Consider the following 26,300-nt stretch of genomic DNA (forward strand, 5'->3'; position numbering starts at 1 on the left):
CAGGAGGTCTCGATGAGGGTTGGATTATATCCGGGAACCTTTGACCCAATCACCCTGGGACATATCGACATTATCCGCCGCGCCTCGGCCCTGGTGGATAAACTGGTCATCGGCGTTGCAATCAACCGCGACAAGGGGCCGTTGTTCTCGCTGGAAGAACGCGTAGCCATGATCGAGGCCGAATGTGCCCATCTGAGCGATCAGACCGGAACCGAGATCGTCGCCCATCCATTTGAAAATCTGCTGATCGATTGCGCCCGCGATGTTGGCGCCCAGATCATTGTGCGCGGATTGCGAGCTGTGGCGGATTTTGAATATGAATTCCAGATGGTCGGAATGAACCGTGCGCTGGATGATACGGTTGAGACCGTTTTCCTGATGGCCGAGGCTCGACACCAGGCCATTGCCTCGAAACTTGTGAAAGAGATTGCCCGGCTGGACGGGGACGTATCGAAATTCGTTACGCCCCTCGTCAATGACGCCTTGCGCAAGAGGTTAGGCTAGGGCACCCATCGCGGCGGCCGTATCCAGCATCCGCTTCGAAAAGCCCCATTCATTGTCATACCACGCCAGAACCCTGACCAGTGTTCCGTCAGTGACTTTTGTTTCCGGCAGGGACACGGTCGAGCTGTGGGCATCGTGGTTGAAATCCACTGAAATCAGCGGACGGGTCTCGGCAGCCAGAACACCCGGGATCCTGGAAGCAGCATCCGTAAACAGCGCATTTACTTCGGCCTCCGTGGTTGGTCGCGACACCTCGGCGACCAGGTCAACGACCGACACATTCGGTGTGGGAACGCGAATGGCCTGGCCCGTCAGTTTGCCGGCCAGTTGGGGCAGCACGAGGCCGACAGCAGATGCTGCGCCCGTCGTAGTGGGAATCATCGACAACGCGGCGGCTCGTGACAGGTAAGGGTCCTTGCCTGCGGTATCGTGGACCGGCTGACTGGCCGTATAGGCATGCACCGTCGTCATGTTGCCATGCACAATGCCCAGCCCGGCATCCAGTGCCGCGGCAACGGGGGCCAGGCAGTTCGTTGTGCACGACGCGTTTGATACAACAGTGTCAGCGGCCGTCAGGTCTTTGTCGTTTACCCCAAATACGATTGTCTTGACCGCGCCATCACCGCGCGCAGGGGCCGAAATCAGGACCTTTTTTGAACCGTTCTCGAAATGACGTGATGCGGCTTCGCGCGTGCGAAAAACACCGGTGCATTCAAGAACCACGTCCACATCGGACCAGTTCAGGTTTTCGGGGTCGCGTTCACTGGAAAGCCTGATGGGTCCGGATCCGACATCCAATCCGGCATCTGTCAACCGAACAGGCCGTGTGTAACGCCCATGGACGCTGTCGAATTCGAAAAGATGGGCGTTTATTTCCGGTTTTGCCAGATCGTTGATTGCCACGATCTCGACGTCTGTACGGCCTGTTTCCATGACCGCGCGCAACACACCACGTCCGATCCGCCCAAATCCGTTGATTGCCAGCTTTAGTGTCATTTTCTGCTCCGTCGATTGTGGGCCTGAATAAGGTTAGCGCTAACAAAGCCAGATAACAGAAAATGTCAAGTAAAACCTCTGTCAGCGCCAGAAAGCGAGCCAGTCGAGAAAGCTGTAGAGTTTTTTGGCAAGGAACCACAAATGTTCGGTTCCGAACAATGCAAAGTCGAGGAAGAAACCGCCGAGGATGAACAGGCCGAGCCAGATGGCGATTTGATTGGTCATTTGCGCACCGCAGGAAAAGGCCCGCCCAGATAACCTGAGCGGGCCAAAATGTTCAATAACAGTCGGCTGGTTTAGTTAAGACGACCCATTGCAACGGCGACATCCGCCATGCGGACAGAGAAGCCCCATTCATTGTCGTACCATGCCAGAACGCGGACCATACGTCCGTCGACCACGCGGGTTTGGTCCGGCGCGAAGATTGAGCTTTCTTCGGTGTGGTTAAAGTCGGTCGAGACCAGCGGCGCGGGTTCGTAGCCCAGAACGCGCTGCATCGGGCCTTGCGCAGCTTCCTGAACGATCGCGTTAACCTCTTCGACCGTAACATCGCGCGACGCACGGAAGCTGAGGTCCACGGCGGAAACGTTCGGTGTTGGAACGCGGATGGCCGACCCGTCCAGACGGCCCTTCAGTTTGGGCAGAACCTCACCCAGCGCCTTGGCGGCACCGGTGCTGGTCGGGATCATCGACATGGCGGCTGCGCGGGCGCGGTACAGGTCGCTGTGGCGGCGGTCCAGGGTCGGCTGGTCACCGGTATAGGCATGGATCGTGGTCATGATGCCGTGTTCGATGCCGATGCCTTCGTCCAATACCTTGGCAAGCGGAGCAAGGCAGTTGGTGGTGCAAGAGCCGTTGGAAACCATTTTGTCCGCAGCGGTCAGACCGTTGTGGTTCACGCCAAAGACGATTGTCTTGTCGACGTTTTTGCCCGGCGCCGACAACAGAACTTTCTGCGCGCCACGGTCCAGGTGGGTCTTTGCTTTAAGACCGTCATTGAACTTGCCAGTGCATTCCAGAACGACGTCACAGCCTTCCCAGTCCAGTTCGCTCATATCGTAGGTCGAGAACATCTGCATCGGGCCGCGGCCCAAATCCATGGTGTTGCCGTTAATGGAAACGTCACGCGGGAAACGTCCGTGAATGCTGTCATATTTCAGCAGGTGTGCCGAGGTTTCCAGCGGTCCGGTGGCGTTGACCTTGATCACCTCGATGTCGTTACGGCCGGATGCCGCGATATGTGACAGGGTACAGCGGCCAATGCGGCCAAAACCATTGATACCGACCTTGATGGTCATATGACGTCTCCAAATGCGCTTGCTTTGGGGGCCATATAACGGTGAAAGCGAATTCTCAAAAGGGCAAAAATGGCATATTTTTAAGGTGTTAGCGCAAACCTCACGCGATTGCGCTAACGCTTGCGCTAGCCGTGAGATCGGGTAGGGTCTCGGTTGCGGCAGGTGACAGGAAAGGAAACGCGATGAGTGGTCTGTTGGCCCTGTTGGACGATGTGGCAGGGATTGCCAAGGTAGCAGCAGCTTCGGTGGACGATGTGGTGGCTGCCGCCGGCAAGGCCGGGGCCAAGACCGCAGGGGTCATCATTGATGACGCGGCTGTTACTCCGAAATACGTGCAGGGCTTTGCGCCAGCACGGGAGTTGCCGATCATCTGGCGTATCGCGCGCGGCTCGATCTTCAACAAGATCATTCTGTTGCTGCCGGTGGCTTTGCTGCTGGCCAATTTCGCACCCTGGCTGATCACACCACTTTTGATGCTTGGCGGGTCATACTTGTGTTTCGAAGGGGCCGAAAAGATCTTTCATGTTCTGTTCCCGCACGGGAGTCACGCGATTGAACAGGATATGAGCGTGCGCGATCCGGGCCATCTTGAGGAACAAAAGGTCAAGGGTGCCATCAAAACCGATTTTATCCTGTCTGCTGAAATCATGACCATTGCGCTGGCGGCGATCGAGGCCCCGAACTTATGGATGCAGGCCGCAACACTGGCCGTTGTAGGGATCGGCGTGACGGTAGCGGTCTACGGCTCGGTCGCGTTAATCGTGAAGATGGACGACGTGGGACTTTATCTGGCGAATAACGCCCCGACACCTATTGGCCGGGGGCTGGGCAGGGGACTTGTGCGGGCCATGCCTGCCGTGATGAAAACCTTGTCGATTGTGGGAACTGCCGCGATGCTGTGGGTCGGAGGTTCAATTGTGATCCACGGGATGGAGGTTCTTGGGTTTGGCTGGCTGGGCCACCACATCCATGATTGGGCCTATGCCATCGGTCATTCCGTGTCCGATCAGTGGGTTGGCGCGGTGGAATGGACATCCAAGGCCACTATGGACGGTGTGTTCGGTTTGGTCTGGGGTCTGATCCTAATCCCGCTTGCAACCAAAGTGATAATGCCGATCATTGGAAAGTCCGGATCTCACTGAAACCAAATGGAAAAGGGCGGCCAGAGCCGCCCTTTGCTTGATTTTTCTGGTTGCGCTTAAAGGCCCAGCAATTCCTTGACCTTGGCAACAGTAGCCTCGGCAGTAATACCGAAATGCTTGTAAAGCTCACCAGCCGGGGCTGAAGCGCCGAAGCTCGACATGCCGATGAAACCGGCCTTGACCTCGCGACCACGCTCGCCCAGCAGCCAGCGATCCCAGCCACCGGCGCGGACGGCGGCCTCGATACCGACACGAACGGCACCTGCGGGCAGAACGCGTTTGCGATAGGCTTCGTCCTGTTCGGCGAACAGTTCCATACAAGGCATGGAAACGACACGGGTGCCGATGCCTTCGGCTTCGAGCATGGCTTTGGCTTCCATCGCCAGCGAGACTTCCGAACCGGTGGCGATCAGGATGGCCTGACGCTTGGCTTCCGCGTCGGCCAGAACATATGCGCCTTGTGCGGTCAGGTTTCTGGCCTTGTGGTCCTTGCGTACGGTGGGCACGCCCTGACGGGTCAGGGACAGGACCGAGGGGCTTTCTTTGAATGTCAGTGCCAGTTCCCATGCTTCGGCTGTCTCGACCGTATCCGCAGGGCGGAAAACGTAGGTGTTTGGTGTCGCGCGCGAAATCGCCAGATGCTCGACCGGCTGGTGGGTCGGGCCGTCTTCACCCAGACCGATCGAGTCGTGGGTCATGACGAAGACCGAAGGCACCTTCATCAGTGCGGCCAGGCGCATGGACGGGCGGGCATAGTCGGTGAAGGCCATAAATGTGCCGCCATAAGGGCGGATGCCGCCGTGCAGCGCCATGCCATTCATCGCAGCGGCCATACCATGTTCGCGAATGCCGTAGTGAATGTAACGGCCCTTGCGGTTTTCCGGCAGGAACACGCCCATATCGGCGGATTTGGTGTTGTTCGAACCGGTCAGGTCCGCCGAGCCGCCCACGGTCTCGGTCATGATCGGGTTCACGACATTCAAAACCTTCTCGGACGAGGCCCGAGTTGCCAGTTTCGGCTGGTCTTCCGACATCTGTTTCTTGAACGAGCGGATAGCACCGGCCAGTTTTTTGGGTGCTTCAAACGCGTAGGCGCGGTTGAACTCGGCCTGCTTGCGTTCGGACAGTTGCGCAAAACGCTCCTGCCACGCAGCGCGCTCGGTCGCGCCACGGGCGCCGATAACTTCCCAGGCAGACTTTACGTTGGCGGGGATTTCGAATGCGTCATGAGGCCAGCCGTAGCCCTCTTTTGCCGCCTTCAGCTGATCCTGATCGGTCAGTGCGCCGTGCCCCTTGGACGTATCCTGCGCCGCATGACCCAGTGCGATATGGCTTTCACAGGCGATCATGGTCGGTTTGTTGGATTTCTTCGCCTGTACGATGGCGGCGTCGATAGCCTTGGGGTCATGGCCATCGATTTCGATCACCTGCCAGCCCGAAGCCGTGAATCGGCGCACCTGGTCGGTGCGGTCGGCCATATCGACGGTGCCGTCGATGGTGATGTTGTTGTTGTCCCAGAACACGATCAGCTTGCTCAGCTCATGACGGCCGGCCAGAGTGATGGCTTCCTGGCTGACGCCTTCCATCAGGCAGCCGTCGCCCGCTATCACGTAGGTGTAGTGGTCGACGACCTTCTTGCCGTAATGCGCGCGCTGAATTTCCTCGGCCATGGCAAAGCCGACGGCGTTCGAGATGCCCTGACCCAGCGGGCCGGTGGTTGTCTCAACACCTTCGATCAGGAAGTTTTCCGGGTGGCCCGCCGTTTTTGCGCCCAACTGGCGGAAGTTCTTGATCTCATCCAGCGTCACATCTGCATGGCCGGTTAGATACAGCAGCGAATAAACCAGCATCGAGCCGTGACCCGCCGACAGAATGAACCGGTCGCGGTCGGGCCAGTTCGGGGCTGACGCATCAAACTTCAGGTGCTTTTCGAACAGTACGGTCGCAACATCGGCCATGCCCATCGGCATGCCGGAATGGCCGGAATTGGCGGCGGCGACGGCGTCGAGGGTCAAGGTGCGGATGGCCGCAGCTTTGTCCCAGTGTTCGGGGTTGGCATTGCGCAGCGCAGTCAGGTCCACGGGCGTTGTTCCTTTGGGTTACGGGCAGGTTGCGCGCTCAATAACACTCAGCCCCCAAAGTTCAAGTGGAACCGGGCATTCCATGAGGTGGCCGCTTCAAGAAGACGGTCCAAGTCGTTGAAAGCAAACAGTGGGTATTTTCCGGAACAATCCGTTAGACTAGGCACAGAAGTGGTTTGCATTGATTCGGACAAACCCGAGAGATAACGAACCTTGATAATGAGGTGACAGGGGCATGAGCCAGATCGAAGAACTACAGCGTCGCCTGACCGCCGCGATGGAGCGGATTGGCGCGGGTGTAGCGGCCATTCAGGACACAGCACCAGCCAAAGAAGGTGCAGATGACGAACTGCGCGTCGCGCTTGAGGACGAGCGTGTGGCGAATGCGCAGTTGGAAGAGCGGCTGAAATCTCTGAAAGAACGTCACGAACAGGAAGTCGACGCGATGCGCGCCGATATGGAGGCTTTGCGCAACGTTCCTGTTGATGACGCCGAGAAAACGGCACTGCGCCAACAACTTGCCGATGCCAATGACAGACTGGCCTCGGTTGAGGCTGCGCGGGCAGAGCTTGCCGACGCCAAGGCTGCGCTGGACAACCGTGAGGAACTGGAGGCGCTGAAGGCCGAAAACACTCGGTTAAGCGCATTGAGTGGAAAGCTGCAGGAGCTTGAGGCCGAAAATGCCCGACTGCTGTCAGAGATCGCCGACACCGAGCGTCTGGAAGAGCTTAACGCCGAACTGGAAATGCTGAGGGCGGAACGGTCAAGCCACGGGGCTGCGATGTCGCGGTTGGATGACGATCTGCAGCGCATGCGCAAAGCCAACGAACAGTTGCGGCGTTCGGTTGATGAGTTGCGCGCCGCCGTGCAGGACGGTCTGCCGGATGCCGAGATGCTGAACCGCGCCACAGTCGCCGAGTTGGAAGCAACGCGTGCCGCTCAGGCGACGGATGCAGCTGAGGCGCATGCGGTTCTGGCACGGCTGGAACCGTTGCTGTCACAGGCAAAGTTGGCAGAAGGTGAGGTGGAGTGATGCCCGAAGTAACCATTCATATCGGTGGTCGTGGTTTTGACGTCTCGTGCCAGGAAGGTGAAGAGCAATTTCTGCAGGCTGCGGCCCAAATGCTGGACGACGAGGCTCAGGTTCTGTCGGACCAGATTGGGCGCATGCCGGAATCACGAATGCTGCTGATGGCTGGCCTGATGCTGGCGGACAAAACCGCCGGAACCGAAGAAAAGGTCAAATCCCTTGAGGCAAAGCTCGCCGAGTTCCAAGCGGAGCTAGAGACGCTGCGAAATACACCACCGCCGGAACCCGAGCGTGTTGAAGTGGCAGTCGTGCCGCCATCGGTGACCGACACCTTGGGAGAACTGGCTGCGCGGGCCGAAGCGCTGGCGTCAATGCTGGAAGAGAAGTCCGCGGGATGAGAATGCTGCGCAATCTGGCATGCTTTGGACTGCTGATGTCAGGATCGGCCGCTTTGGCCGAGATCGACATATTATCAGTGACTTTCACCTGCGAAAACGAAGTGCCGCTGCATGTGAGCTACTTTAATTCGATCGATGGATCAGGTGCTGCGGCGGTCATGGTCGACAACACTCTGGTCGCCATGCGCCAGGTCGAAAGCGGATCCGGGATTCGCTACGAGTCTCTGGGCACAGAGGGAACGTATATTCTGCGTTCCAAGGGCTGGAACGCTTCGATCAGCTATCTGGCGGCAGGAAGCGCCGCCAGTGAGCAGGTCATTTATCAGGAATGCAGCAGCCGGTAAGCGCCGATCAGGCGTTTGCTTCGCGGATTTTGTCGGCTGCTTCCTTGTTGTAGCCGACGCCGTTTTCGTCAAACAGTGTGTCCAGTTCACCCGACAAGGTCATTTCTGTAACGATGTCACAGCCGCCCACGAACTCGCCTTTGACGAAAAGCTGCGGCACCGTCGGCCAGTCGGAATAGTCCTTGATGCCCTGACGGACTTCTTCGTCGGCCAGAACATTCACGTCGGTGTAGTCAACACCCATGTAGTTCAGGACACCGGCCACGCGGGACGAAAATCCGCACTGCGGCATTTCCTTGGTGCCTTTCATGTACAGCACCACGTCGTTGGCTTTGACGGTTTCGTCGATCTGGGTCTTAACGTCGCTCATCTTGCTTGTCCTCTTCACCCGCATCCGGGGCGGTTGTTTCGTTTTGTGGGGCCTCTGGACCCCATCCTTCCGCTTCGAGCCGCCGATGCTCGGCCTGCGCCAAAGACAACGGATCCAGCCCGTATCTCTCTATTCCGCCCACCTGGCTGATTTCGCCCGGATCAGGACGCATATCGGCCAGCGAGCGTTTCTTGTTGCGCTTCAAATAGGCTTCAATCAGCGCTGCGGCAACAATCAATCCAACTACAATGCAAACGCCAAGCATCAGATCACTCATTTTCAGGCCTCCGCTGGGGTTTGCGAGTGATGACGCCGGGTCTGATCATTCCGGAATTTTTGTAGTCAAAGCCAGCGCGTGTAGCTCGCCATCCGGGCCGTCCATTTTGCCTTTCAACGCGGCGTAGACTGCGCGCTGTTGCTGCACTCTGTTCTTTCCGCGAAAGCTTTCGTCAACGACCATGGCAGACATATGAACACCATCATGCCCGCCAACCTGAATCTTCGCATCCGGAAAGGCTTCGCGCAGCAGGTGTTCGATTTCGTGGGCGCTCATCGGCATAAAGGTTACTCCTGAAGGTCTTTCCCAAGATGTAGAGCGATGCGCAGGGGCGTGCAAGGTGCCTCGGGGCGACCACGTTTACAAATCCCGCGCCCGGTCGCGCGCGCAGGATTTCTGAGTTTGGGATGTATGCAGGGTGGGCGTCAGGCCACCGCAGCGGCAAAGCTGCCACGGAAGATTTCCGCCAGTTCCGACAGCGGCGCTTCCGAACTTCCGATCCTGACAGCATCGCCCGTGAACCTGCCAACCGAGACCAGAGGGACACCGGCCTGACCGGCGGCGATCATCAGCGCCTCGGCCTGATCGAAGTTGCAGGCGACCAGATAACGGGCCTGATCTTCACCGAACAGGAACTCGGTCGATGCCTCGTCCAACTGAACGCCGACACCAGACGCTTCGGCCAGCTCGAAAGCGGCCAGAGAAAGGCCGCCGTCGGCCAGATCGGTACACGCCTTGATCATGTTGCGGTTGGTGCGGATGAAATCTCCGTTGCGGGCCTCGGCCGCCAGATCGACATGGGGCGCATCACCGTCCTCGCGGTTGAACACCTCGGCCAGCAGGGCGGACTGACCCAGATGACCTTTGGTTTCGCCGATGACCAGCGCTACATGCCCCTCGCGGACTTCGTTGCCGATGATCTCGTCAGAATGCAGCAGCAGACCCACCGCGCCTATGGTCGGGGTCGGCAGGATCGCCTGACCATCTGTTTCGTTGTAAAGCGACACGTTGCCGGACACGATCGGCATATCCAGCGCGCCAACGGCTTCGCCGATGCCCTGAATGGCGCCGACAAACTGGCCCATGATCTCGGGCTTTTCCGGGTTGCCGAAATTCAGGTTGTCGGTCGTGGCCAGCGGCTTGGCCCCGACGGCTGTCAGGTTGCGATAGGCTTCGGCCACGGCCTGCTTGCCGCCTTCAACCGGGTTGGCGCGCACATAGCGCGGGGTAACGTCCGAGGTGAAGGCCAATACCTTGTCAGTGCCATGAACGCGAACCATGCCAGCGCCCAATCCCGGTGTGCGGGTGGAATCCGCCATCACCAGGGTGTCGTACTGTTCATAAACCCATTGCTTGCCCGCGTAGTTGGGAGAGGACAACAGGGCCTTCAATCCGTCGATCGGATCGATCTGTGGCACGTCGGCCAGTTCCTCGGCCTCCGGCGTCGGCTCCCACGGGCGGTCATATTCCGGTGCGGTCGAGGACAGTTTCGACAGGACAAGGTCAGCTTTGACTTCGCCATTGTGCATAATCAGGAAGCGGTCTTCGGCAATCGTTTCACCAACGATCGCGAAATCCAGATCCCATTTTTCGAATACTGCACGGGCTTCGGCCTCAAGTTCCGGCTTGAGGACCATCAGCATCCGTTCCTGGGATTCCGACAGCATCATCTCATACGCGGTCATGTCTTCTTCGCGCTGAGGCACGTTTTCCAGATCCAGACGCACACCAAGGCCGCCCTTGTCGCCCATTTCAACAGCCGAACAAGTCAGGCCGGCGGCGCCCATGTCCTGGATCGAAATCACAGCGCCGGTCTGCATCAATTCCAGCGTTGCTTCCATCAGACGCTTTTCGGTGAAGGGGTCACCAACCTGCACGGTGGGGCGTTTATCTTCGATGGTGTCATCGAATTCAGCCGAAGCCATTGTCGCACCGCCAACGCCGTCGCGGCCGGTTTTGGCTCCCAGATAAACGACAGGCATACCGACGCCCGATGCGGCGGAATAGAAGATCTTGTCGCTGTCAGCGAGGCCGGCGGCGAACGCGTTCACAAGGCAGTTGCCGTTATAGGCAGGGTGAAAACGGACTTCGCCGCCCACACAGGGAACACCGAAACAGTTGCCGTAGCCGCCAATCCCTTCAACCACGCCGTTGACCAGTTGGCGTGTCTTGTGGTGGCCCGGCTCTCCAAAGGACAGTGCGTTCATCGACGCAATCGGACGCGCGCCCATGGTGAATACGTCGCGCAGAATGCCGCCCACCCCGGTCGCCGCCCCTTGGTAGGGCTCGATATACGAGGGGTGGTTGTGGCTTTCCATTTTGAAGACGACGGCCTGACCGTCGCCAATATCCACCACGCCCGCATTCTCACCAGGGCCGCAAATGACCTGAGGCCCCGAGGTGGGCAGCGTGCGCAGCCATTTCTTCGAGGACTTGTAGGAACAGTGTTCGTTCCACATGGCCGAAAAGATGCCAAGCTCGGTAAATGTCGGCTCCCGCCCGATGATCTCCAGGATCATTTCATATTCTTCGGGTTTCAACCCGTGTGCTGCAATCAGATCCGGGGTGATGGCGGGCTCTTGCATGGTTTGTCCTGTGTCCGAGATGGCCGAGATTGCGCGCCTTTTAGGCCATGGGCGCGCCCGTGGGAAGGGTCAAGACCGCGCAGGGCGCAAGAACCGGGCCGAAAGCTAGGAGGAGAGCAATTACCCGGGCAAAAAAGAACCGGCGCGGTGCGCCGGTTCTTCAAGAAATTGGTCCAAAACCCGACTACTAGGGCAGCTACCGGGCGCGGAGCTTATCAAGCACCACCTTGCTGCTTGTTCAACGAGTCCGCGGCGGCAGCGCCAACAGCGGCCTTTTGCTCTTCCGACAGCGCTTCCGCCTCTTCAAGGCCGGGGATCGCCACTCGGACTTCGCGGCGGGCAAAGTCGATTCCGTTTTCGTTGAAGGCAGCCTTGACCCGGTTGAAGATTTCCTTGCGCAGCGTGAACTGCTTGCCCGGTTTGGCCATGAACTTGCCTCGGATGATCATCCCGACATCGTCAAAATCGAACACACCCTGAGATTTGAAGGGCTGCAAGAAACCATCCTTGTGAGTTTCGTCCGCCATCATGTCGGCCCCGATCTTTTTGAAGATCTTCTTGACCTTGTTGGGATCAGTGTCGAACGGCACAGTGAATTTCAGTTTCATGATGACCCAGTCACGGCTGAAATTCGTCAGCTTCTGAATTTCACCATAAGGGATCGTGTGAACCGGCCCGCGATGGTGGCGCAATTGCATCGAACGGATCGAGATCTTTTCGACGGTTCCCATAGTGCCGCCCACATCCACGTATTCACCAACGCGGAAGGCGTCATCGATCAGGAAGAAGATGCCGCCGACAATGTCGGCAACCAGCTTCTGCGCACCAAAGCCGATGGCCAGGCCGAGAACACCGGCACCGGCCAGGAGCGGCGTGATGTTGACGCCCAGTGCCCCGAGTGCCAGCAGGCCGAAGATGACGGCAATCGTCACCTGCGCGGTGATGCGCAGCAATGGCAGAACGGTCGCCAGACGCGAGCCGCCCGCACCGCCGCCTTCGCCACCGGCTTCTTCGTCCAAAGCTTCGGCGGCTGTCTGTTCTTTGGCCAGACGACGGTTGATCCAAAGCGAGACGACCTCGTTCATGATATAACCGACGGCAATAATCAGCAGAAACTCGATCACGGCCCCACCAACTTCGGCGCCGATGCCAGCGGAAGCGACATGCCGCAAATCCAACTGCCATGCCTGCGCAATCATCATCACGACAAACAGGCCTGCCAGAACACGCCCGATGCGGATATAGCTTCGCTTGGTCGACCGATAGGCGCGTTCGGCAAGCGGGCCTTCGCCGGACATCGGCGGTTGCAGATGGCGCACCAATCCACGGATCAGAGTGTCGAGGGCGGGTGCAATCAGCAACCAGAACATAGTCGTAAAATGCGGGCCTTTGACCAACAGCGCCAGGATTGCCGGGTCGCGCTGTGCGGCAAGATACTCGACCAGCAGCCAGGTCACCGCCGAAACGCCGATTGCGAAGTACGGATAATACTGCGCGACTTCTTCATCGAATTTTGTGTGATCCGGATCGGTGCCCAGCATCATCTGCGACAGGCCCTCGCGCGCGGTCCAGGCGATCACGCCAATGTAGATATGAATAGCGCTGTTCAGCCAGAAACCGATGCGGGTATCGCCGGGAGTGATACCGTTCAAACCATTGAAGCGGACAACGAACAGCGTAACCCCGATCAGGATCAGCAAACCAATCAGATTCCGATGCAGGTATTTTGCCCAGTGATCGTCAATGTTGACCAGTCTGAATTTTGGGTTGTTTGGTGCCATAATGAACCGCGACGCCGCCGCGCCCAGTCGCGGGATCCAGATAAGATAGAATACGAAAGGGCCCGCAAATTTGAGCTGCTCGGGTGTCAAAAGGATCCGGCCCAGAGTCCGGATGACGATATAGAAAACAATCAACCCGGCGATCTCGCGGCAGAACCGGCGGAACAAAAAGCTCACGGCACCCCAAAGGTCGGCCTCATCCCCGACTTCGGTGTGTTTGTGCCATCTTCTGGTTAACAGATCGAACAACTTTTCAGCTATGAATCCCACAACCAGAACGCTTGCGACCAGCCCGATCAAAGTAAGCACACCGGTCGAACCGAGAGTTTCGGAAAAGTTGCTAAATGCTTTAACCTGCGCGCTGAAAATGTTTGGAAGTGTCGTCAGAACATTAGTCCATGAGGCAACCATCGCCGCCCATATTTCGTTGATTTCGGTCAGCGGGTCTTCCTGTCCTTCTGCCTCCTTGGCCCTCTTCTCGGCTACGGCGTCCAACCGCTCTAACAAAAGGGCGCGCACCTGATCGTCAGACATGCGCGCAACCAAATCGTCCACCTGCTCGGGGCTCAGGTCATCGGGAACGACCGGGGCTGCCACCGTAGAGGATGAGCCTGTGTCAGACTCCTGAGCCAGCGCCGTACCCACAATAAACACGGATACGATCATCGCCAGCATTAGGCGAAGCAGATTGAACATGAGATTTCCCTCGAAAGTAGAAAATTTTTATTTTCCGGCAGCATAGAGGGAGTGTGGAACGATTCCCAGAAAAATTGGCTTGTTTTCAGAGGGCTTGGCTTTCGGGCCAAAAAAAAGGCCGAGCAATAAGCTCGGCCGTAGTCCAACAGGGAGGTATGAAGATGGTGAGCGTTTCAGCATCACCGCCTTCGAGTGCCCATTTAGTGTGCGGTTTTCGTTCGTTCAAGATTTATTAGGCTGTTTGCTGCTCATGCCCGCTATGCCAAATGTGCATAGCTAGAGTTTTCCCAGCTTCTTCAATTGTTTCCGCTGTTCGATGATCTCATCCTGAACGAAATCCCGGAAGGCTGCCACGCGTTTGGAATGTCGCAATTCCTCGGGGTATGCGAGATAGACCGGCACATCCGCGCTTTCGATATCTGCCAGAATGGAAATCAGATGCGGGAAATCCTGCGTGACGTAGTCCGGCAGAACACCGATGCCAAGGTTGTGTAGTACACCCTGCAATACCCCAAAATAGTTGTTGACCGTCAGCAGCGAGCTGGGGTTGTGCGTCATTAAATGCCGGACCATTGCTGCGCTGGCACCAACCTGTGGGGCGGCGGGGGTCTGGCAGATCAGCCTGTGATTGGAAATCTCCTCAATCGATGCCGGAGAGGAATGCGTGTCCAGGTATTCTCTGGTTGCATAAAGCTGCATCCGGACCGTCATAAGACGCTTGCGCACAAGATCCGCCTGGCTGGGTTCTTTCATGCGGATGGCAACATCGGCCTCGCGCATGGGAAGGTCCAGAACCCGTTCTTCCAACATCAGGTCGATGTTCAGGTCGGGGTATTGTTCATATAACTTCGGCAGCCTGGGGGCCAGCCAAAGGGTTCCGAAACCGAAAGTGGTTGTTACTCGAAGAACCCCAAACACTTCTTCTTCACTATCGCGGATGCGCGCGGCGGCAGCGTCCAGCCGTTTGGACATGGCCGAGGTCGCATCGAACAGCAATTCGCCCTGTTCGGTCAGAATCAGACCTCGGGCATGACGATGAAACAAGGTGGCATCGAGTGATTCTTCCAGCGCGCGAATTTGGCGGCTGACCGCCGATTGTGACAGGTTAAGCTTGTCTCCGGCGTGCGTCAGGCTGCCCGCGTCTGCAACCGCGTGAAATATCCTAAGCTTGTCCCAGTCCATCGCCGCAACTTTCGTTATCCTAAGGAAGCCCTATATGAAATAGGTAACAAGTTCTACATTCAAACTGTGAAATCGTTACAATTCAGAGGATAGCGTCTATACAGGTCAGAAATTATGACCTAAAATATGTGTTAAGTTAGCAACCTGATCTGACGAGGGGAGGCGTCCGATGAGCGAGCCCAAGATTACGCTGAATGACCGCTTTGATCTGACCAGAAATCCCGTTCTTCTGAACGGCACGCAGGCGCTTGTTCGGCTGATGCTGATGCAAAAAGCGCGCGACCAGAAGGCGGGTTTGAACACCGCCGGACTGGTGACGGGCTATCGCGGCTCACCGCTTGGGGCGGTCGATCAGCAGATGATGCGAGCGCAAAAAGAGCTTTCGGAAAGCGATGTCACCTTTCAGTTCGGTCTGAACGAGGATCTGGCGGCAACAGCCCTATGGGGCAGCCAGCAGGCCGGGTTGCGAGGAGACGGCCGGTACGACGGCGTGTTCGGGTTGTGGTACGGCAAGGGTCCGGGCGTGGACCGGTCCGGTGACGTGATGCGGCATGCGAATATGGCCGGAACCGCGCGCCATGGCGGTGTGCTGATGGCAATGGGCGACGATCACACCGGTGAAAGCTCGACCGTGTTGCACCAGTCGGAATGGTCTCTGGTCGACATGTACATGCCTGTGGTCAGCCCGGCAGGTGTTCAGGAGATCCTGGATTACGGTATCTACGGCTTTGCGCTCAGCCGGTTTGCCGGCGTTTGGGTTGGCCTGAAGACGATGAAAGACACGATTGAGGTGACTTCCGTCGTGGACGGCAGCCCGGATCGCATGGGGCTGGTGATGCCCGAGTTCGACATGCCGGAGGGCGGGCTGAACATCCGTTTGGGCGATACCCCTCATATGCAGGAAGGGCGCATTATCGACTTCAAGCGTTTTGCGGCGGAAACCTTTTCCCATGCCAACAAACTGGACAAGCGTATCTGGGGTAAGCCGGGCGCGAAAATCGGGTTTGTTGCGGCAGGCAAAAACTGGCTGGACCTGACCCATGCCATGTCCCTGCTGAACATCGACGCAAACGAGGCCGAGCGGCTGGGCATTACCACCTATAAGGTGGGGCAGACCTTCCCGCTGGACATGGTTGGGTTCCACGACTGGGCTGAAGGCCTGGATCTGATCGTGATTGTCGAGGAAAAGCGCAAGCTGATCGAGGTTCAGGTCAAAGAGGCCATTTTCGACGATCGCCGCGGCCGTCGTGTCTATGGCTGGTACAAGGGCGGTGCCGGCACCTTGCACCGTGAAGAACTGTTCCCGACACGCGGCGCACTGGATCCGATCATGATCGCCGAGAAAATCGGTGAGATCCTGATCGAAGAGGGGCACGATACAGACGGCGTTCGCGCCGGGCTGGCAAAACTGTCCGAAGCCCGCAGGGCCGACAACGCCCAGGAAATCGCGACGCGCCTGCCATATTTCTGTTCGGGTTGCCCGCACAACAGTTCTACCCGCGTGCCGACGGGAAGCCGCGCTTATGCCGGTATCGGCTGCCACTACATGGTTCAGTGGATGGATCGTGAGACGACAGGGTTCACTCAGATGGGCGGTGAAGGCGCAAACTGGATTGGGGAAGCGCCGTTTTCGACCACCAAGCATGTGTTCCAGAACCTTGGGGACGGAACCTACAACCACTCGGGCGTTCAGGCGATCCGGGCGGCATTGTCGGCGGGGACAAACATCACCTTCAAGATCCTGTTCAACGATGCAGTTGCCATGACCGGCGGGCAGGACAATGAAGGCGGTCTGACGGCCGAACGTATTGTCGCCGAGGTCAAGGCAATGGGCGTTCAGACCGTGGCTGTTGTCTATGACGAAAAGGAAGACGTGAATTTCAAGGCGCTGCCTGCGAATGTCGAAACTTTCGAGCGCGCCGAACTTATGCAGGTGCAGGAACGTTTTCGTGAGATCGAGGGCGTGTCGGTTATTGTCTACGTGCAGACGTGCGCCGCCGAAAAACGCCGCCGCCGCAAGCGCGGAACATTTCCTGACCCGGACAAGCGGGTGTTCATTAACACTGACATCTGCGAAGGCTGCGGGGATTGCGGTGTTCAGTCGAACTGTGTCTCGATCGTTCCGAAGAACACGGAACTTGGTCGCAAGCGCGCCATTGATCAGTCCAGCTGCAACAAGGATTTTTCCTGTCTCAACGGGTTTTGCCCTTCATTCGTGACGTTGGAAGGCGCTCAGATCCGAAAGGAAGCGACGACCGAGATCGACTTGCCCGATATGCCTATGCCGGAACTTCCGCGTATTGATGGAACTCATAACGTTGTCATCACTGGCGTCGGCGGCACCGGGGTTGTGACGCTGGGTGCCATTCTGGCTCAGGCGGCCCAGATCGACGGCAAGGGTGCTGGCATGATGGAAATGGCGGGTTTGGCGCAAAAAGGCGGTGCGGTGCACATCCATTGCCGGTTGGCCAACCGTCCCGAAGACATCAGTGCCATCCGCGTCGCGACCGGCGAAGCACATGCGCTGATTGGCGGCGATCTGGTCGTGTCTGCCGGGGCCAAAACACTGGGTCTGACCCGAACCGGCCAAACCGGCGCGGTGGTCAATAGCCATGAAACGATCACCGGCGACTTCACTCGGGACACCGATTTCCAGATCCCCAGCGACCGGCTGGAACTGGCGCTGCAGGCGCGGTTGAAGGACGGCGTTTCGATGTTCGATGCAACCGAGCTGGCGCGCGCTGTCATGGGAGATTCGATCTATTCAAACATGATGGTCCTTGGTGCTGCCTGGCAAAAGGGCCTGCTGCCGGTTTCACATCAGGCCGTACTGCAAGCCATCGAACTGAACGGCACTGCGGTCGAACGCAACAAACGCGCCTTTGATATTGGCCGGTGGGCAGTTCTGCATTCCCAGGAAGTCGATGCGATACTGTCGCCTTCCGTTGCAGAGTTGCCCAAATCGCTGGAGCAGATGATCGACTTCAGGACCGATCATCTGAAGAAATATCAGGGCAATCGTCTGGCAAAACGTTACCGCAAGGTGGTTGACGCTTTTGAGGACGCCTCGGTTCGCGAGGCTGTGGCCAAAGGTTATCACAAACTGCTGTCCTACAAGGACGAATATGAAGTCGCTCGCCTTCTTCTGGATAGCCGGGAACAGGCAAAGTCCGAGTTCGACGGCGACTTCAAGATGACCTTTCATCTGGCGCCACCGATAATGGGAGGGACCGGACCGAACGGGCGACCGCGCAAGCGTGCTTTTGGGGAATGGATGCTTGCACCGATGAAGCTCCTGTCCAAACTGAAATTCCTGCGCGGTACACCCTTCGACATTTTTGGTTACAGTGCCGAACGCAAGATGGAACGTGCATTGATCCGTCAGTACGAATCCGACCTGCGTGAGATCACGCCATTGATCACCGCAGAAACACGTGACGCATTTGCGGCCCTTGCGCGGCTTCCGCTGGAGATTCGCGGATTTGGACCCGTTCTGAGGGAGAACGAAGCCAAAGCAGCCAAAAAGCGCGAGGAATTGCTGGCGATCATCCGCGACGGCAGTCCCGAGATGCGTGCCGCGGCCGAATGACATGTCATAATCCTGTAACGGCATCTGTGCAAATGGCTCACCTGCACCTAGATTGCGTGAAACAGACCGGAGTATCGCATGCCTTCGCGCCGTCATGTCGCCCGTGACATTTCCTATGCCTATTCCGCCGAGACCAGAGGCGGGAAGATGGTCATCAAGCTTATGGAGAATACGACCGGGCGTTTGCGTCTGATAAAACGGGCGGACGGGTACGAACGCGAAGTCGCCAACGGAAGGGATTTCTGGGCGGTTATGGTCGAGCGGTACGGATTGTCACTGGATATCGTCGGCGGATCTTTGTCGAACATACCCGCTGACGGGCCGCTGATCCTGATTGCAAATCATCCGTACGGAATTCTGGATGGTCTGATGATGGGTCACATCCTGTCTCAGACGCGCGGAGATTTTCGGATATTGGCCAATCATGTATTCACAAAGGACGAGGATCTGAATCGTATCATCCTGCCAATTTCGTTCGATGATACGAAGGAGGCGATGAGGCTAAACCTCGAAACGCGGAAGACGACCTTGGACTATCTGGGTAGTGACGGTGCCATCGGGATCTTCCCGGGCGGAACGGTCAGCACCGGAGCCAAACCGTTCTCGCACCCAATGGATCCAGGCTGGCGCGGCTTTACGGCCCGAATGGTTGCGAAATCGAATGCGACGGTTGTGCCGGTTTTTTTTGACGGGCACACCTCACGCCTGTTTCAGATTGCCAGTCATTTGCACAATACGCTGCGCATGGGGTTGCTGATCAAAGAGTTCAAGAAGCGGGTCGACACGCCGGTCAAGGTGGTCATCGGTGAGCCCATTGGCCGGGATGTTCTGGACCCTTTGGGCAAGGACACGCGCAAGATGATGGATTTCTTGCGCAAAGCGACTTATGAGCTGTCTCCGAAACCGTTAAAGTCCTATGACTACGGGTATGAATTCGAGGAACGGCATCGCGCCTGAAGGGGCAAATGGCAGTAGGTATTTTTGATTCTGGTCTCGGCGGGCTGACCGTTCTGGACGCCGCTCGGAAACGTCTGCCGGACGTGGATTTCCTGTATTTCGCGGACAGTTCGCACGCACCATACGGCGTGCGGGATGCCGAGGATATCTATCAGCTGACCCGCAAGGCAGTACATGACCTGTGGGCAAAGGGCTGTGATCTGGTGATTCTCGCCTGCAACACGGCCAGCGCGGCTGCGTTGCGGCGGATGCAGGAAGAGGGCGTGCCCTACGGAAAGCGGGTTCTCGGCGTCTTTGTGCCGCTGATCGAGGCCCTGACGGAACGCCAATGGGGTGACAACTCGCCCCCGCGAGAGGTCGCCGTGAAGCATGTCGCGCTGTTTGCGACCCCGGCCACCGTTTCAAGTCGTGCGTTTCAGCGGGAGCTGGCCTTCCGGGCCATCGGTGTAGATGTCGAGGCGCAGGCATGTGGCGGTGTTGTTGACGCGATCGAAGATGGCGACATGATTCTGGCCGAAGCGCTGGTGCGCAGCCACGTGGATGCCCTGAAGCGGAAGATGCCCGAACCACAGGCCGCTATTCTGGGGTGCACGCATTACCCTTTGATGGCCGAGACGTTTCAACAGGCGCTTGGTCCGGACGTTCAGGTGTTCAGTCAGGGAGATCTGGTGGCGGAAAGCCTTGCGGATTACCTGCAACGCCACCCGAACATGCTTGGCTCGGGCGGGGGCGGGTTTCTGACGACCGGCAAACCGGGCATTGTCAGCGATCGGGCGACTCAGTTTCTCCGACGACAAATCACATTTGAGGCGGCCTGACTTAGGTCAAGGACGCCCGGACCCCCATTCCTTAATCCGATGTCCGTCACATCGGCGGTCGTGATATGTGACACACTCATGCAAGAGGTCTGACATGACCCACAAAATCGCAATTCTTGGCGCTTCCGGCTATACCGGTGCGGAACTGGTGCGGCTGATCGCCGAGCACCCTAATATGGAAATCACCGCTTTGGCCGCTGAACGGAAGGCCGGGCAGCCCATGGCGCAGGTTTTCCCACATCTGCGGCATATGAATCTGCCGGATCTGTGCAAGATTTCGGAAATTGATTTCTCGCAGATTGACCTGTGTTTCTGCGCATTGCCGCACAAAACCAGCCAGGAAATAATCCGTGATCTGCCGAAAAACCTGAAGATTATCGACCTGTCCGCCGATTTCCGCCTGCGCGACCCGGCGGAATACGAGAAATGGTACGGCAACCCGCACGCTGCATTGGAACAGCAGGAAGAGGCTGTTTATGGCTTGACCGAATTCTACCGCGATGAAATCCGGGCTGCGCGACTGGTTGCTGGCACAGGTTGCAACGCGGCGACCGGGCAATACGCATTGCGGCCGCTGGTAACAGCAGGCGTGGTTGATCTCGATGACATCATTCTCGACCTGAAATGCGCCGTTTCAGGGGCGGGTCGGTCGTTGAAAGAAAACCTTTTGCACGCAGAGCTCAGTGAAGGGTACAACGCCTATACCGTAGGCGGGACGCACCGTCACCTGGGGGAGTTCGATCAGGAGTTCTCGAAACTGGCGGGGCGGACCGTGCATGTGCAGTTCACACCGCATCTGATCCCCGCCAATCGGGGGATTTTGGCAACGACCTATGTGAAGGGCGACCCACACAGCATTTATGAAACACTGAGCAAGGCCTATGAAGCAGAGCCGTTTCTGCAGGTGCTTCCCTTTGGTGAAACGCCTTCGACCCACCATGTCAGGGGGTCAAACTTCTGCCATATCGGCGTGGTTGCAGATCGGATTGAACGTCGCGCGATTGTGGTCGCGGCACTTGATAACCTGACAAAAGGTAGCAGTGGCCAAGCCTTGCAGAATGCCAACCTGATGTTAGGTGAAAATGAAACCGCCGGGCTGATGATGGCCCCGTTGTTCCCGTGAGGAAAAGATGAAAACGCTCAAGAAACGCCGTCGAGTACAGATCATTTTGCTGGCAGCTGTTGCCCTGGCATTGTCGACGGCGTTGATTGGGTACGCCATGCGGGACGGCATCAACTTTTTCCGCTCGCCAAGTCAGGTCATCGCGGAACCGCCCAAACCGACCGAAGTATTCCGGATCGGGGGGCTGGTCGAAGAAGGGTCAATCATTCGCGGACAGGGCGAGACGGTCTATTTCAGCGTCACAGACGGCGGCGAAACCGTCAAAGTGGCATTCACGGGTGTACTGCCGGACCTGTTTTCGGAAAATCAGGGTATGGTGGGAACCGGAAGTTACGTGAACGGTGTCTTTGAAGCCACTGAAATACTGGCAAAACACGATGAGACCTATATGCCGAAAGAGGTCGTGGATGCCCTTAAAGAACAAGGGGTCTACAAAGAGGCCGATGAGAGCTGACCTCAGCTGATCCGCATGCCTCCGGCGGCAGCGTATTCTTGAATAAAAAGAAGTAGGGCGTTGCATGTGACGGACATGCAGCGCCCTTTCGTTTTTCGCGTTGTTAATGCCTTTGACTGACCGTCTGACCTGATAGTTGAAATGAGGTTGGCATGCAGACGGTTCGGCAAATCGCCAGGGGCATAGTGGCACGGGAAGGCGGGTATGTGGATGATCCGGATGACCCCGGCGGCCCCACGAAGTTCGGTGTTACAATCGGCACGCTGCGGCGGTTGGGGCTGGATTTGACCGGAGACGGAAAGATTTCGCACGCAGACGTGCGTGCACTGTCGCAAAGTCAGGCAGTTGAGATCTTTCTGCAATACTATTTCGAGGAATCCCGCCTTGGGTTGTTGCCCGAAATGCTGCAGGCGACTGTTTTTGACATGCACGTAAATGCAGGTGCGCAGGCTGTCCGGATCCTGCAACGGTTGTTGGTGCAAATGGGTTTCGCGGTCACGGTGGATGGCGTGGTTGGTCCACAGACGGCAGAGGCTTGCCGGGAAGCGGCGATGCCTGATGCGGCGGCGCTGTGTGACGCCTACGGTGTCGCCCGACGAAACTACTATTTTCAGTTGGCAGATCGGCGTCCTGAGTCCCGCAAATATGCGCGCACCCGGTCTGGGGGAAAAGGGGGCTGGATTCGACGGGCGGAAGAATTCCTTTCACCAGATTACCACCTAAGCGACGCAGAGTTTCAAAGGAGAGTTTCACGATGGGACTGATATCGGGCGTATTGGCACTTCTGTTCGGGGGCGGGCGAAATCTTGTGCGGGAAACAGTCGAAGTTTTCCACCAGAACGCCGATGCGGCAGCTGAGCGCTCCTTAACGGTCCAGGGGCAGGCGATGTCTCAGTTCGGCGCCGAGTTTCACAAAGGGCAAAAAGGTGCATTCGATCGGTTTATGGATGGGTTGAACCGAGTACCGCGACCGGCGCTGGCTTTGGGGACGTTGGGATTGTTTGTGGCGGCCATGGTCGACCCGATCTGGTTTGCGGCCCGAATGCAGGGGATTGCGCTAGTACCTGAACCTTTGTGGTGGCTGTTAGGGGTAATCGTTTCCTTTTATTTTGGCGCGCGTCACCACAGCAAAGTGCAGGATCTGCAACGAGAAATTGCCGCAGGTATGACACGGGTTCCTGTCGTCGTCGAGAATCTCAGAACCCTGCAAACGTTGGACAAGGATATGCCGACGCATGTAGACGCCGGAGCGGACCAACCCGAGGTCGAGGTGGCCGTCGACCTTGACGAAAACCGCGCATTGGAGGACTGGAAGCGCCTGCGCAGTGCCTGACCCGCGACACTATGTGCGCCAAATCCTGGCGATTGTTGTTGGTGCTTGCCGCGCGACAGGTTTATATCGTTGGCCATGATTACAGAACTTGGCCACTTTGCCCTGATCCTCGCCTTTTTTGTCGCCATCGTTCAAAGCGTGGTGCCCTTGATCGGCGCTGCAAAACGATGGACCGGCTGGATGGCGTTTGCGGAACCGGCTGCGATCTCTCAGTTCTTGCTAACCGCGTTTTCATTTGGTGCGCTGACCTGGGCCTTCATCACGTCGGACTTTTCGCTGCGTATCGTGGTAGAGAACAGCCATTCCGCCAAGCCGATGCTGTACAAAATCAGCGGCACCTGGGGGAACCACGAAGGTTCGATGCTGTTGTGGGTGCTGATTGTTACCATTTTCGGTGCCATGGCCGCGTTCTTCGGGGGTGGTCTGCCACCAACGCTCAAGGCGCGCGTGCTGGCGGTTCAATCGGCCATCGCTGTCGCGTTTTTCGCCTTTATTCTGTTCACTTCGAACCCGTTTGACAGATTGGTCATCGCGCCGTTTGACGGCCGCGACCTGAACCCGCTGTTGCAGGATCCCGGCCTCGCGTTCCACCCGCCGTTCCTGTATCTGGGGTATGTCGGGCTGAGCATGGCGTTCAGCTTTGCCGTTGCAGCCCTCATCGAGGGCAGAATCGACGCGGCATGGGGGCGTTGGGTCCGGCCATGGACATTGGCGGCCTGGGTGTTTCTGACGATCGGCATCGCGCTGGGGTCATGGTGGGCCTACTATGAACTGGGCTGGGGCGGTTTCTGGTTTTGGGATCCGGTAGAAAATGCCTCGTTCATGCCGTGGCTGCTGGCTGCCGCATTGCTGCACTCGGCGATTGTTGTCGAAAAACGCGAATCCCTCAAAAGCTGGACGATTCTGTTGGCCATTATCGCCTTCGGATTTTCGCTGATCGGAACCTTCATTGTACGGTCCGGCCTGCTGACCTCGGTTCACGCTTTTGCGAACGACCCGGAACGGGGCGTGTTCATCCTGCTTATTCTGATTTTCTTCATCGGCGGTTCGCTGACCCTGTTTGCCACCCGCGCACAGGCGATGGAGGCGAAGGGTGTGTTTGGAATGGTCAGCCGCGAAAGCGCGTTGATACTGAACAACATCCTTCTGGCTGTTAGCTGTTTTGTCGTCTTTGTGGGAACCATGTGGCCGATGGTGGCGGAAATGGCCTTTGATCGGAAGCTTTCTGTTGGGGCACCTTTCTTCAATGCGGCCTTTACGCCCTTCATGGTCGCGTTGGGCATTGCGTTGCCCGTTGGTGCCATGCTGCCCTGGAAACGGGGCAAGCTTGGCAAAACGGCCTGGTCCCTGCGCTACGCGTTTCTGCTGGCGCTTGCGCTGGCGTTGCTGGTCTGGGCGATGCAGACAGGACGCAGCGCTTTGGGACCGGTTGGTCTGTTCCTTGGCGCATGGATCACATTCGGTGCAATCGTGGATTTGTGGAGCCGCACGGGCCGCAAAAACAACCTGAACCGCCTGGTGCGTCTTCCCGGTGCGGATTGGGGCAAGGCGGTCGCTCATACAGGGTTGGGGGTAACGATATTTGCCATTGCAGGCCTGACCGCGTGGGAGGTCGAAGACATACGCGTTGCGCAACCGGGCCAACCATTTGAGGTCGGGCAATTCACCCTGACCCTGAATGATGTGCGCCGGGTACAGGGGCCGAACTACTTCTCGACCATGGCAGATGTAATTGTTGAAAAGAACGGGCGACCCATCGCAACGCTGCATCCGGAAAAACGCGACTATCCCGTGGCGCGGATGCCCACGACCGAAGCGGCGATCGACTATCGTTTCCTGCGGGATGTGTATGTCGTGATCGGCGACCAGCAGGCCGATGGCGGTTGGGTCATGCGAACCTACATCAAACCACTGGCGAACTGGATCTGGGGCGGGTGTATTCTGATGTCGCTTGGCGGAGTTCTCAGCCTGTCTGATCGTCGTTTTCGTGTGGCTGCCGGTGCCCGCAAGTCCCCGGCTGGCGGAGTACCTGCGGAATGAGACGTCTGGCTCTGATCCTGATGCTGATTGCCTCCCCGTTGATGGCTGTTCAACCGGATGAAGTGCTGGATGACCCGGCACTCGAAGCGCGGGCACGCGATATCAGTACCGGGTTGCGCTGCCTTGTCTGCCGAAATGAAAGCATTGATGAAAGCAATGCCGAACTGGCGCGCGATTTGCGCCTGTTGTTGCGTGAGCGGCTGGTGGCCGGGGACAGCGACGAAGAGGCTGTGGCCTATATCGTTGACCGTTACGGCGAATATGTTCTTTTGAAGCCGAAAGTGACCGGGTCAAACCTGATGCTTTGGCTGGCCGGTCCCATAATGCTGCTGATTGCCGCCGGAATGGGCTGGAACTTCTTGCGAAAGCGGTCAAAAGGGCAGGGCGCGTCCGAAGCAGACGCCCTGAGCGAAGATGAGAAAGAGCGTCTGCGCCAAATTCTCGAAGACTGACGTTCGGTTTAGCTTTTCCTTCCCGCATTTATCCATCAGGTTCACCCAGGGTTCTGAGTTTGGGAGGAAACCATGGAATACGAAACGGTCCTTCTGGACATTGCGGACGATCTGGCGGTTCTTACGCTGAACCGGCCGGATAAGATGAACGCACTGACCACGCAAATGCGGGCCGAGATCATGCATGCGATGAAACATGCGGCCCGTCGCGCCAGGGCGATCGTGATAACCGGGGCTGGCAACGCGTTTTGCTCGGGGCAGGATCTTGGGGATGCTTCGAGCACTGGCAAGATCGACCTGGAAAGGTCTTTGCGCGACGAATACGAACCGATGCTGGAAACGATCCACGATTGCCCGGTTCCGACAATCGCTGCGGTAAACGGGGCAGCCGCCGGGGCTGGGGCCAATCTGGCTTTGTGCGCGGATGTCGTGATCGCGGCTGAAAGCGCATATTTTTTGCAGGCATTCGCGCGTATCGGGTTGTTGCCGGATGCCGGCGGCACATGGTTCATGCCGCGTCAGATGGGAATGGCCAAAGCGATGGGCGCGGCGCTGTTCGCGGACAAGATCACCGCGCGTCAAGCCGATGATTGGGGGCTGATCTGGGAATCCGTCAGTGATGCAGAGTTTGACGCGCACTGGCGCAAGCGGGCGTCTTATCTGGCCAATGGGCCAACCGCTGCATTTGCTGCGATGAAAAAGGCCATTCGCGGAACTTACGACAAATCCCTGACGCAGCAATTGACGACCGAGGCGCATTTGCAGGGGGATTGCAGCCGCACCCGCGATTTTGCCGAAGGCGTCGTTGCATTCATGGAAAAACGCCCCCCGAAATTCGAGGGGCGCTGAA

General features: G+C 57.7%; 25 protein-coding genes. 15 read left to right on the forward strand and 10 right to left on the reverse strand.

Annotated features, from left to right (window positions below; genetic code table 11):
• Positions 1-12: 12 nt before the first annotated feature.
• A complete protein-coding gene (gene coaD / locus ACR0CG_RS07920) occupies positions 13-504 on the forward strand; it encodes a pantetheine-phosphate adenylyltransferase (RefSeq protein WP_170616849.1) in 492 nt (163 codons plus the stop codon).
• Here coaD and gap (ACR0CG_RS07925) read toward each other — a convergent pair.
• From gap (ACR0CG_RS07925) to gap (ACR0CG_RS07935), 3 genes are all read right to left on the reverse strand, one after another.
• On the reverse strand, positions 496-1,500 hold the full coding sequence (gene gap / locus ACR0CG_RS07925) for a type I glyceraldehyde-3-phosphate dehydrogenase (RefSeq protein ID WP_480523926.1): 1,005 nt from the start codon (positions 1,498-1,500) through the stop codon (positions 496-498). The two genes, coaD and gap (ACR0CG_RS07925), sit on opposite strands and share 9 nt — an antisense overlap.
• Before the next feature lie 81 nt (positions 1,501-1,581).
• Positions 1,582-1,725, reverse strand: coding sequence for a hypothetical protein (locus ACR0CG_RS07930; protein WP_480523928.1), 144 nt, complete (start codon positions 1,723-1,725; stop codon positions 1,582-1,584).
• A 71-nt stretch (positions 1,726-1,796) separates the two neighbouring features.
• Complete coding sequence (gap, locus tag ACR0CG_RS07935; RefSeq protein WP_480523930.1) at positions 1,797-2,798, reverse strand: type I glyceraldehyde-3-phosphate dehydrogenase; 1,002 nt, start codon at positions 2,796-2,798, stop codon at positions 1,797-1,799.
• 182 nt (positions 2,799-2,980) lie between these two features.
• On the opposite strand from gap (ACR0CG_RS07935), the gene ACR0CG_RS07940 reads away from it, so the two are divergent.
• Positions 2,981-3,940: a DUF808 domain-containing protein gene (locus ACR0CG_RS07940; RefSeq protein ID WP_480523931.1), complete on the forward strand. Its 960-nt coding sequence runs from the start codon at positions 2,981-2,983 to the stop codon at positions 3,938-3,940.
• Positions 3,941-3,996: 56 nt separating this feature from the next.
• Here ACR0CG_RS07940 and tkt read toward each other — a convergent pair whose 3' ends face one another.
• Positions 3,997-6,021, reverse strand: coding sequence for a transketolase (gene tkt, locus ACR0CG_RS07945; RefSeq protein WP_480523932.1), 2,025 nt, complete (start codon positions 6,019-6,021; stop codon positions 3,997-3,999).
• Between the two features lie 235 nt (positions 6,022-6,256).
• Between tkt and ACR0CG_RS07950 the strand changes: the two genes are divergently transcribed.
• Genes ACR0CG_RS07950 through ACR0CG_RS07960 form a run of 3 tightly spaced genes read left to right on the forward strand, consistent with a single transcriptional unit; the run spans position 6,257 to position 7,793 of the window.
• Positions 6,257-7,054 (forward strand): hypothetical protein, encoded by a 798-nt coding sequence (locus ACR0CG_RS07950; RefSeq protein ID WP_480523934.1) that lies wholly within the window; start codon positions 6,257-6,259, stop codon positions 7,052-7,054.
• On the forward strand, positions 7,054-7,449 hold the full coding sequence (locus tag ACR0CG_RS07955) for a cell division protein ZapA (protein ID WP_480523936.1): 396 nt from the start codon (positions 7,054-7,056) through the stop codon (positions 7,447-7,449). Before ACR0CG_RS07950 ends, ACR0CG_RS07955 begins: the two co-directional genes overlap by 1 nt.
• A 2-nt stretch (positions 7,450-7,451) precedes the next feature.
• A complete protein-coding gene (locus ACR0CG_RS07960) occupies positions 7,452-7,793 on the forward strand; it encodes an MliC family protein (RefSeq protein ID WP_480523938.1) in 342 nt (113 codons plus the stop codon).
• A 7-nt stretch (positions 7,794-7,800) separates the two neighbouring features.
• Here the strand turns inward: ACR0CG_RS07960 and grxD are convergent, their stop codons facing one another.
• The 6 genes from grxD to ACR0CG_RS07990 all read right to left on the reverse strand — a co-directional run bounded on the left by grxD (position 7,801) and on the right by ACR0CG_RS07990 (position 14,684).
• Entirely contained in the window at positions 7,801-8,163 is a 363-nt protein-coding gene (gene grxD / locus ACR0CG_RS07965; protein WP_170616867.1) for a Grx4 family monothiol glutaredoxin, read from the reverse strand.
• On the reverse strand, positions 8,150-8,440 hold the full coding sequence (locus tag ACR0CG_RS07970) for a hypothetical protein (protein WP_480523940.1): 291 nt from the start codon (positions 8,438-8,440) through the stop codon (positions 8,150-8,152). The genes grxD and ACR0CG_RS07970 overlap by 14 nt, the downstream gene beginning before the upstream one ends.
• A 45-nt stretch (positions 8,441-8,485) precedes the next feature.
• Positions 8,486-8,722: a BolA/IbaG family iron-sulfur metabolism protein gene (locus ACR0CG_RS07975; RefSeq protein ID WP_170676953.1), complete on the reverse strand. Its 237-nt coding sequence runs from the start codon at positions 8,720-8,722 to the stop codon at positions 8,486-8,488.
• A 143-nt stretch (positions 8,723-8,865) separates the two neighbouring features.
• Entirely contained in the window at positions 8,866-11,025 is a 2,160-nt protein-coding gene (gene purL / locus ACR0CG_RS07980; RefSeq protein WP_480523942.1) for a phosphoribosylformylglycinamidine synthase subunit PurL, read from the reverse strand.
• A gap of 215 nt (positions 11,026-11,240) precedes the next feature.
• Positions 11,241-13,502, reverse strand: a complete 2,262-nt coding sequence (locus ACR0CG_RS07985) for a mechanosensitive ion channel family protein (protein ID WP_480523944.1) — start codon at positions 13,500-13,502, stop codon at positions 11,241-11,243.
• 276 nt (positions 13,503-13,778) lie between these two features.
• A complete protein-coding gene (locus ACR0CG_RS07990; protein ID WP_480523946.1) occupies positions 13,779-14,684 on the reverse strand; it encodes a LysR family transcriptional regulator in 906 nt (301 codons plus the stop codon).
• A gap of 169 nt (positions 14,685-14,853) precedes the next feature.
• On the opposite strand from ACR0CG_RS07990, the gene ACR0CG_RS07995 reads away from it, so the two are divergent.
• The 10 genes from ACR0CG_RS07995 to ACR0CG_RS08040 all read left to right on the forward strand — a co-directional run bounded on the left by ACR0CG_RS07995 (position 14,854) and on the right by ACR0CG_RS08040 (position 26,299).
• Positions 14,854-18,273, forward strand: a complete 3,420-nt coding sequence (locus ACR0CG_RS07995) for an indolepyruvate ferredoxin oxidoreductase family protein (RefSeq protein ID WP_480523948.1) — start codon at positions 14,854-14,856, stop codon at positions 18,271-18,273.
• Between the two features lie 78 nt (positions 18,274-18,351).
• Positions 18,352-19,230, forward strand: a complete 879-nt coding sequence (locus ACR0CG_RS08000; protein WP_480523950.1) for a lysophospholipid acyltransferase family protein — start codon at positions 18,352-18,354, stop codon at positions 19,228-19,230.
• Positions 19,231-19,238: 8 nt separating this feature from the next.
• The gene (locus tag ACR0CG_RS08005; protein WP_480523952.1) at positions 19,239-20,048 is read left to right on the forward strand and encodes a glutamate racemase; all 810 of its coding nucleotides are present in this window, start codon (positions 19,239-19,241) and stop codon (positions 20,046-20,048) included.
• A 94-nt stretch (positions 20,049-20,142) separates the two neighbouring features.
• A complete protein-coding gene (gene argC / locus ACR0CG_RS08010) occupies positions 20,143-21,171 on the forward strand; it encodes an N-acetyl-gamma-glutamyl-phosphate reductase (RefSeq protein WP_480523954.1) in 1,029 nt (342 codons plus the stop codon).
• 7 nt (positions 21,172-21,178) lie between these two features.
• Positions 21,179-21,625 carry a cytochrome c maturation protein CcmE gene (gene ccmE, locus ACR0CG_RS08015; RefSeq protein ID WP_170619004.1) on the forward strand — a complete coding sequence of 149 codons (447 nt, stop codon included), beginning with the start codon at positions 21,179-21,181 and terminating at the stop codon, positions 21,623-21,625.
• A 152-nt stretch (positions 21,626-21,777) separates the two neighbouring features.
• A complete protein-coding gene (locus tag ACR0CG_RS08020) occupies positions 21,778-22,389 on the forward strand; it encodes a holin-associated N-acetylmuramidase (protein WP_480523956.1) in 612 nt (203 codons plus the stop codon).
• Complete coding sequence (locus ACR0CG_RS08025; protein ID WP_480523957.1) at positions 22,380-22,958, forward strand: holin family protein; 579 nt, start codon at positions 22,380-22,382, stop codon at positions 22,956-22,958. The genes ACR0CG_RS08020 and ACR0CG_RS08025 overlap by 10 nt, the downstream gene beginning before the upstream one ends.
• Positions 22,959-23,033: 75 nt before the next feature.
• Positions 23,034-24,998, forward strand: a complete 1,965-nt coding sequence (locus ACR0CG_RS08030; RefSeq protein ID WP_170616891.1) for a heme lyase CcmF/NrfE family subunit — start codon at positions 23,034-23,036, stop codon at positions 24,996-24,998.
• Complete coding sequence (locus ACR0CG_RS08035; protein ID WP_480523959.1) at positions 24,995-25,450, forward strand: cytochrome c-type biogenesis protein; 456 nt, start codon at positions 24,995-24,997, stop codon at positions 25,448-25,450. The genes ACR0CG_RS08030 and ACR0CG_RS08035 overlap by 4 nt, the downstream gene beginning before the upstream one ends.
• Before the next feature lie 72 nt (positions 25,451-25,522).
• On the forward strand, positions 25,523-26,299 hold the full coding sequence (locus tag ACR0CG_RS08040) for an enoyl-CoA hydratase-related protein (RefSeq protein ID WP_170616895.1): 777 nt from the start codon (positions 25,523-25,525) through the stop codon (positions 26,297-26,299).
• Position 26,300 lies beyond the last annotated feature (1 nt).

The organism is Ruegeria sp. AB8 (genome assembly GCF_056542605.1).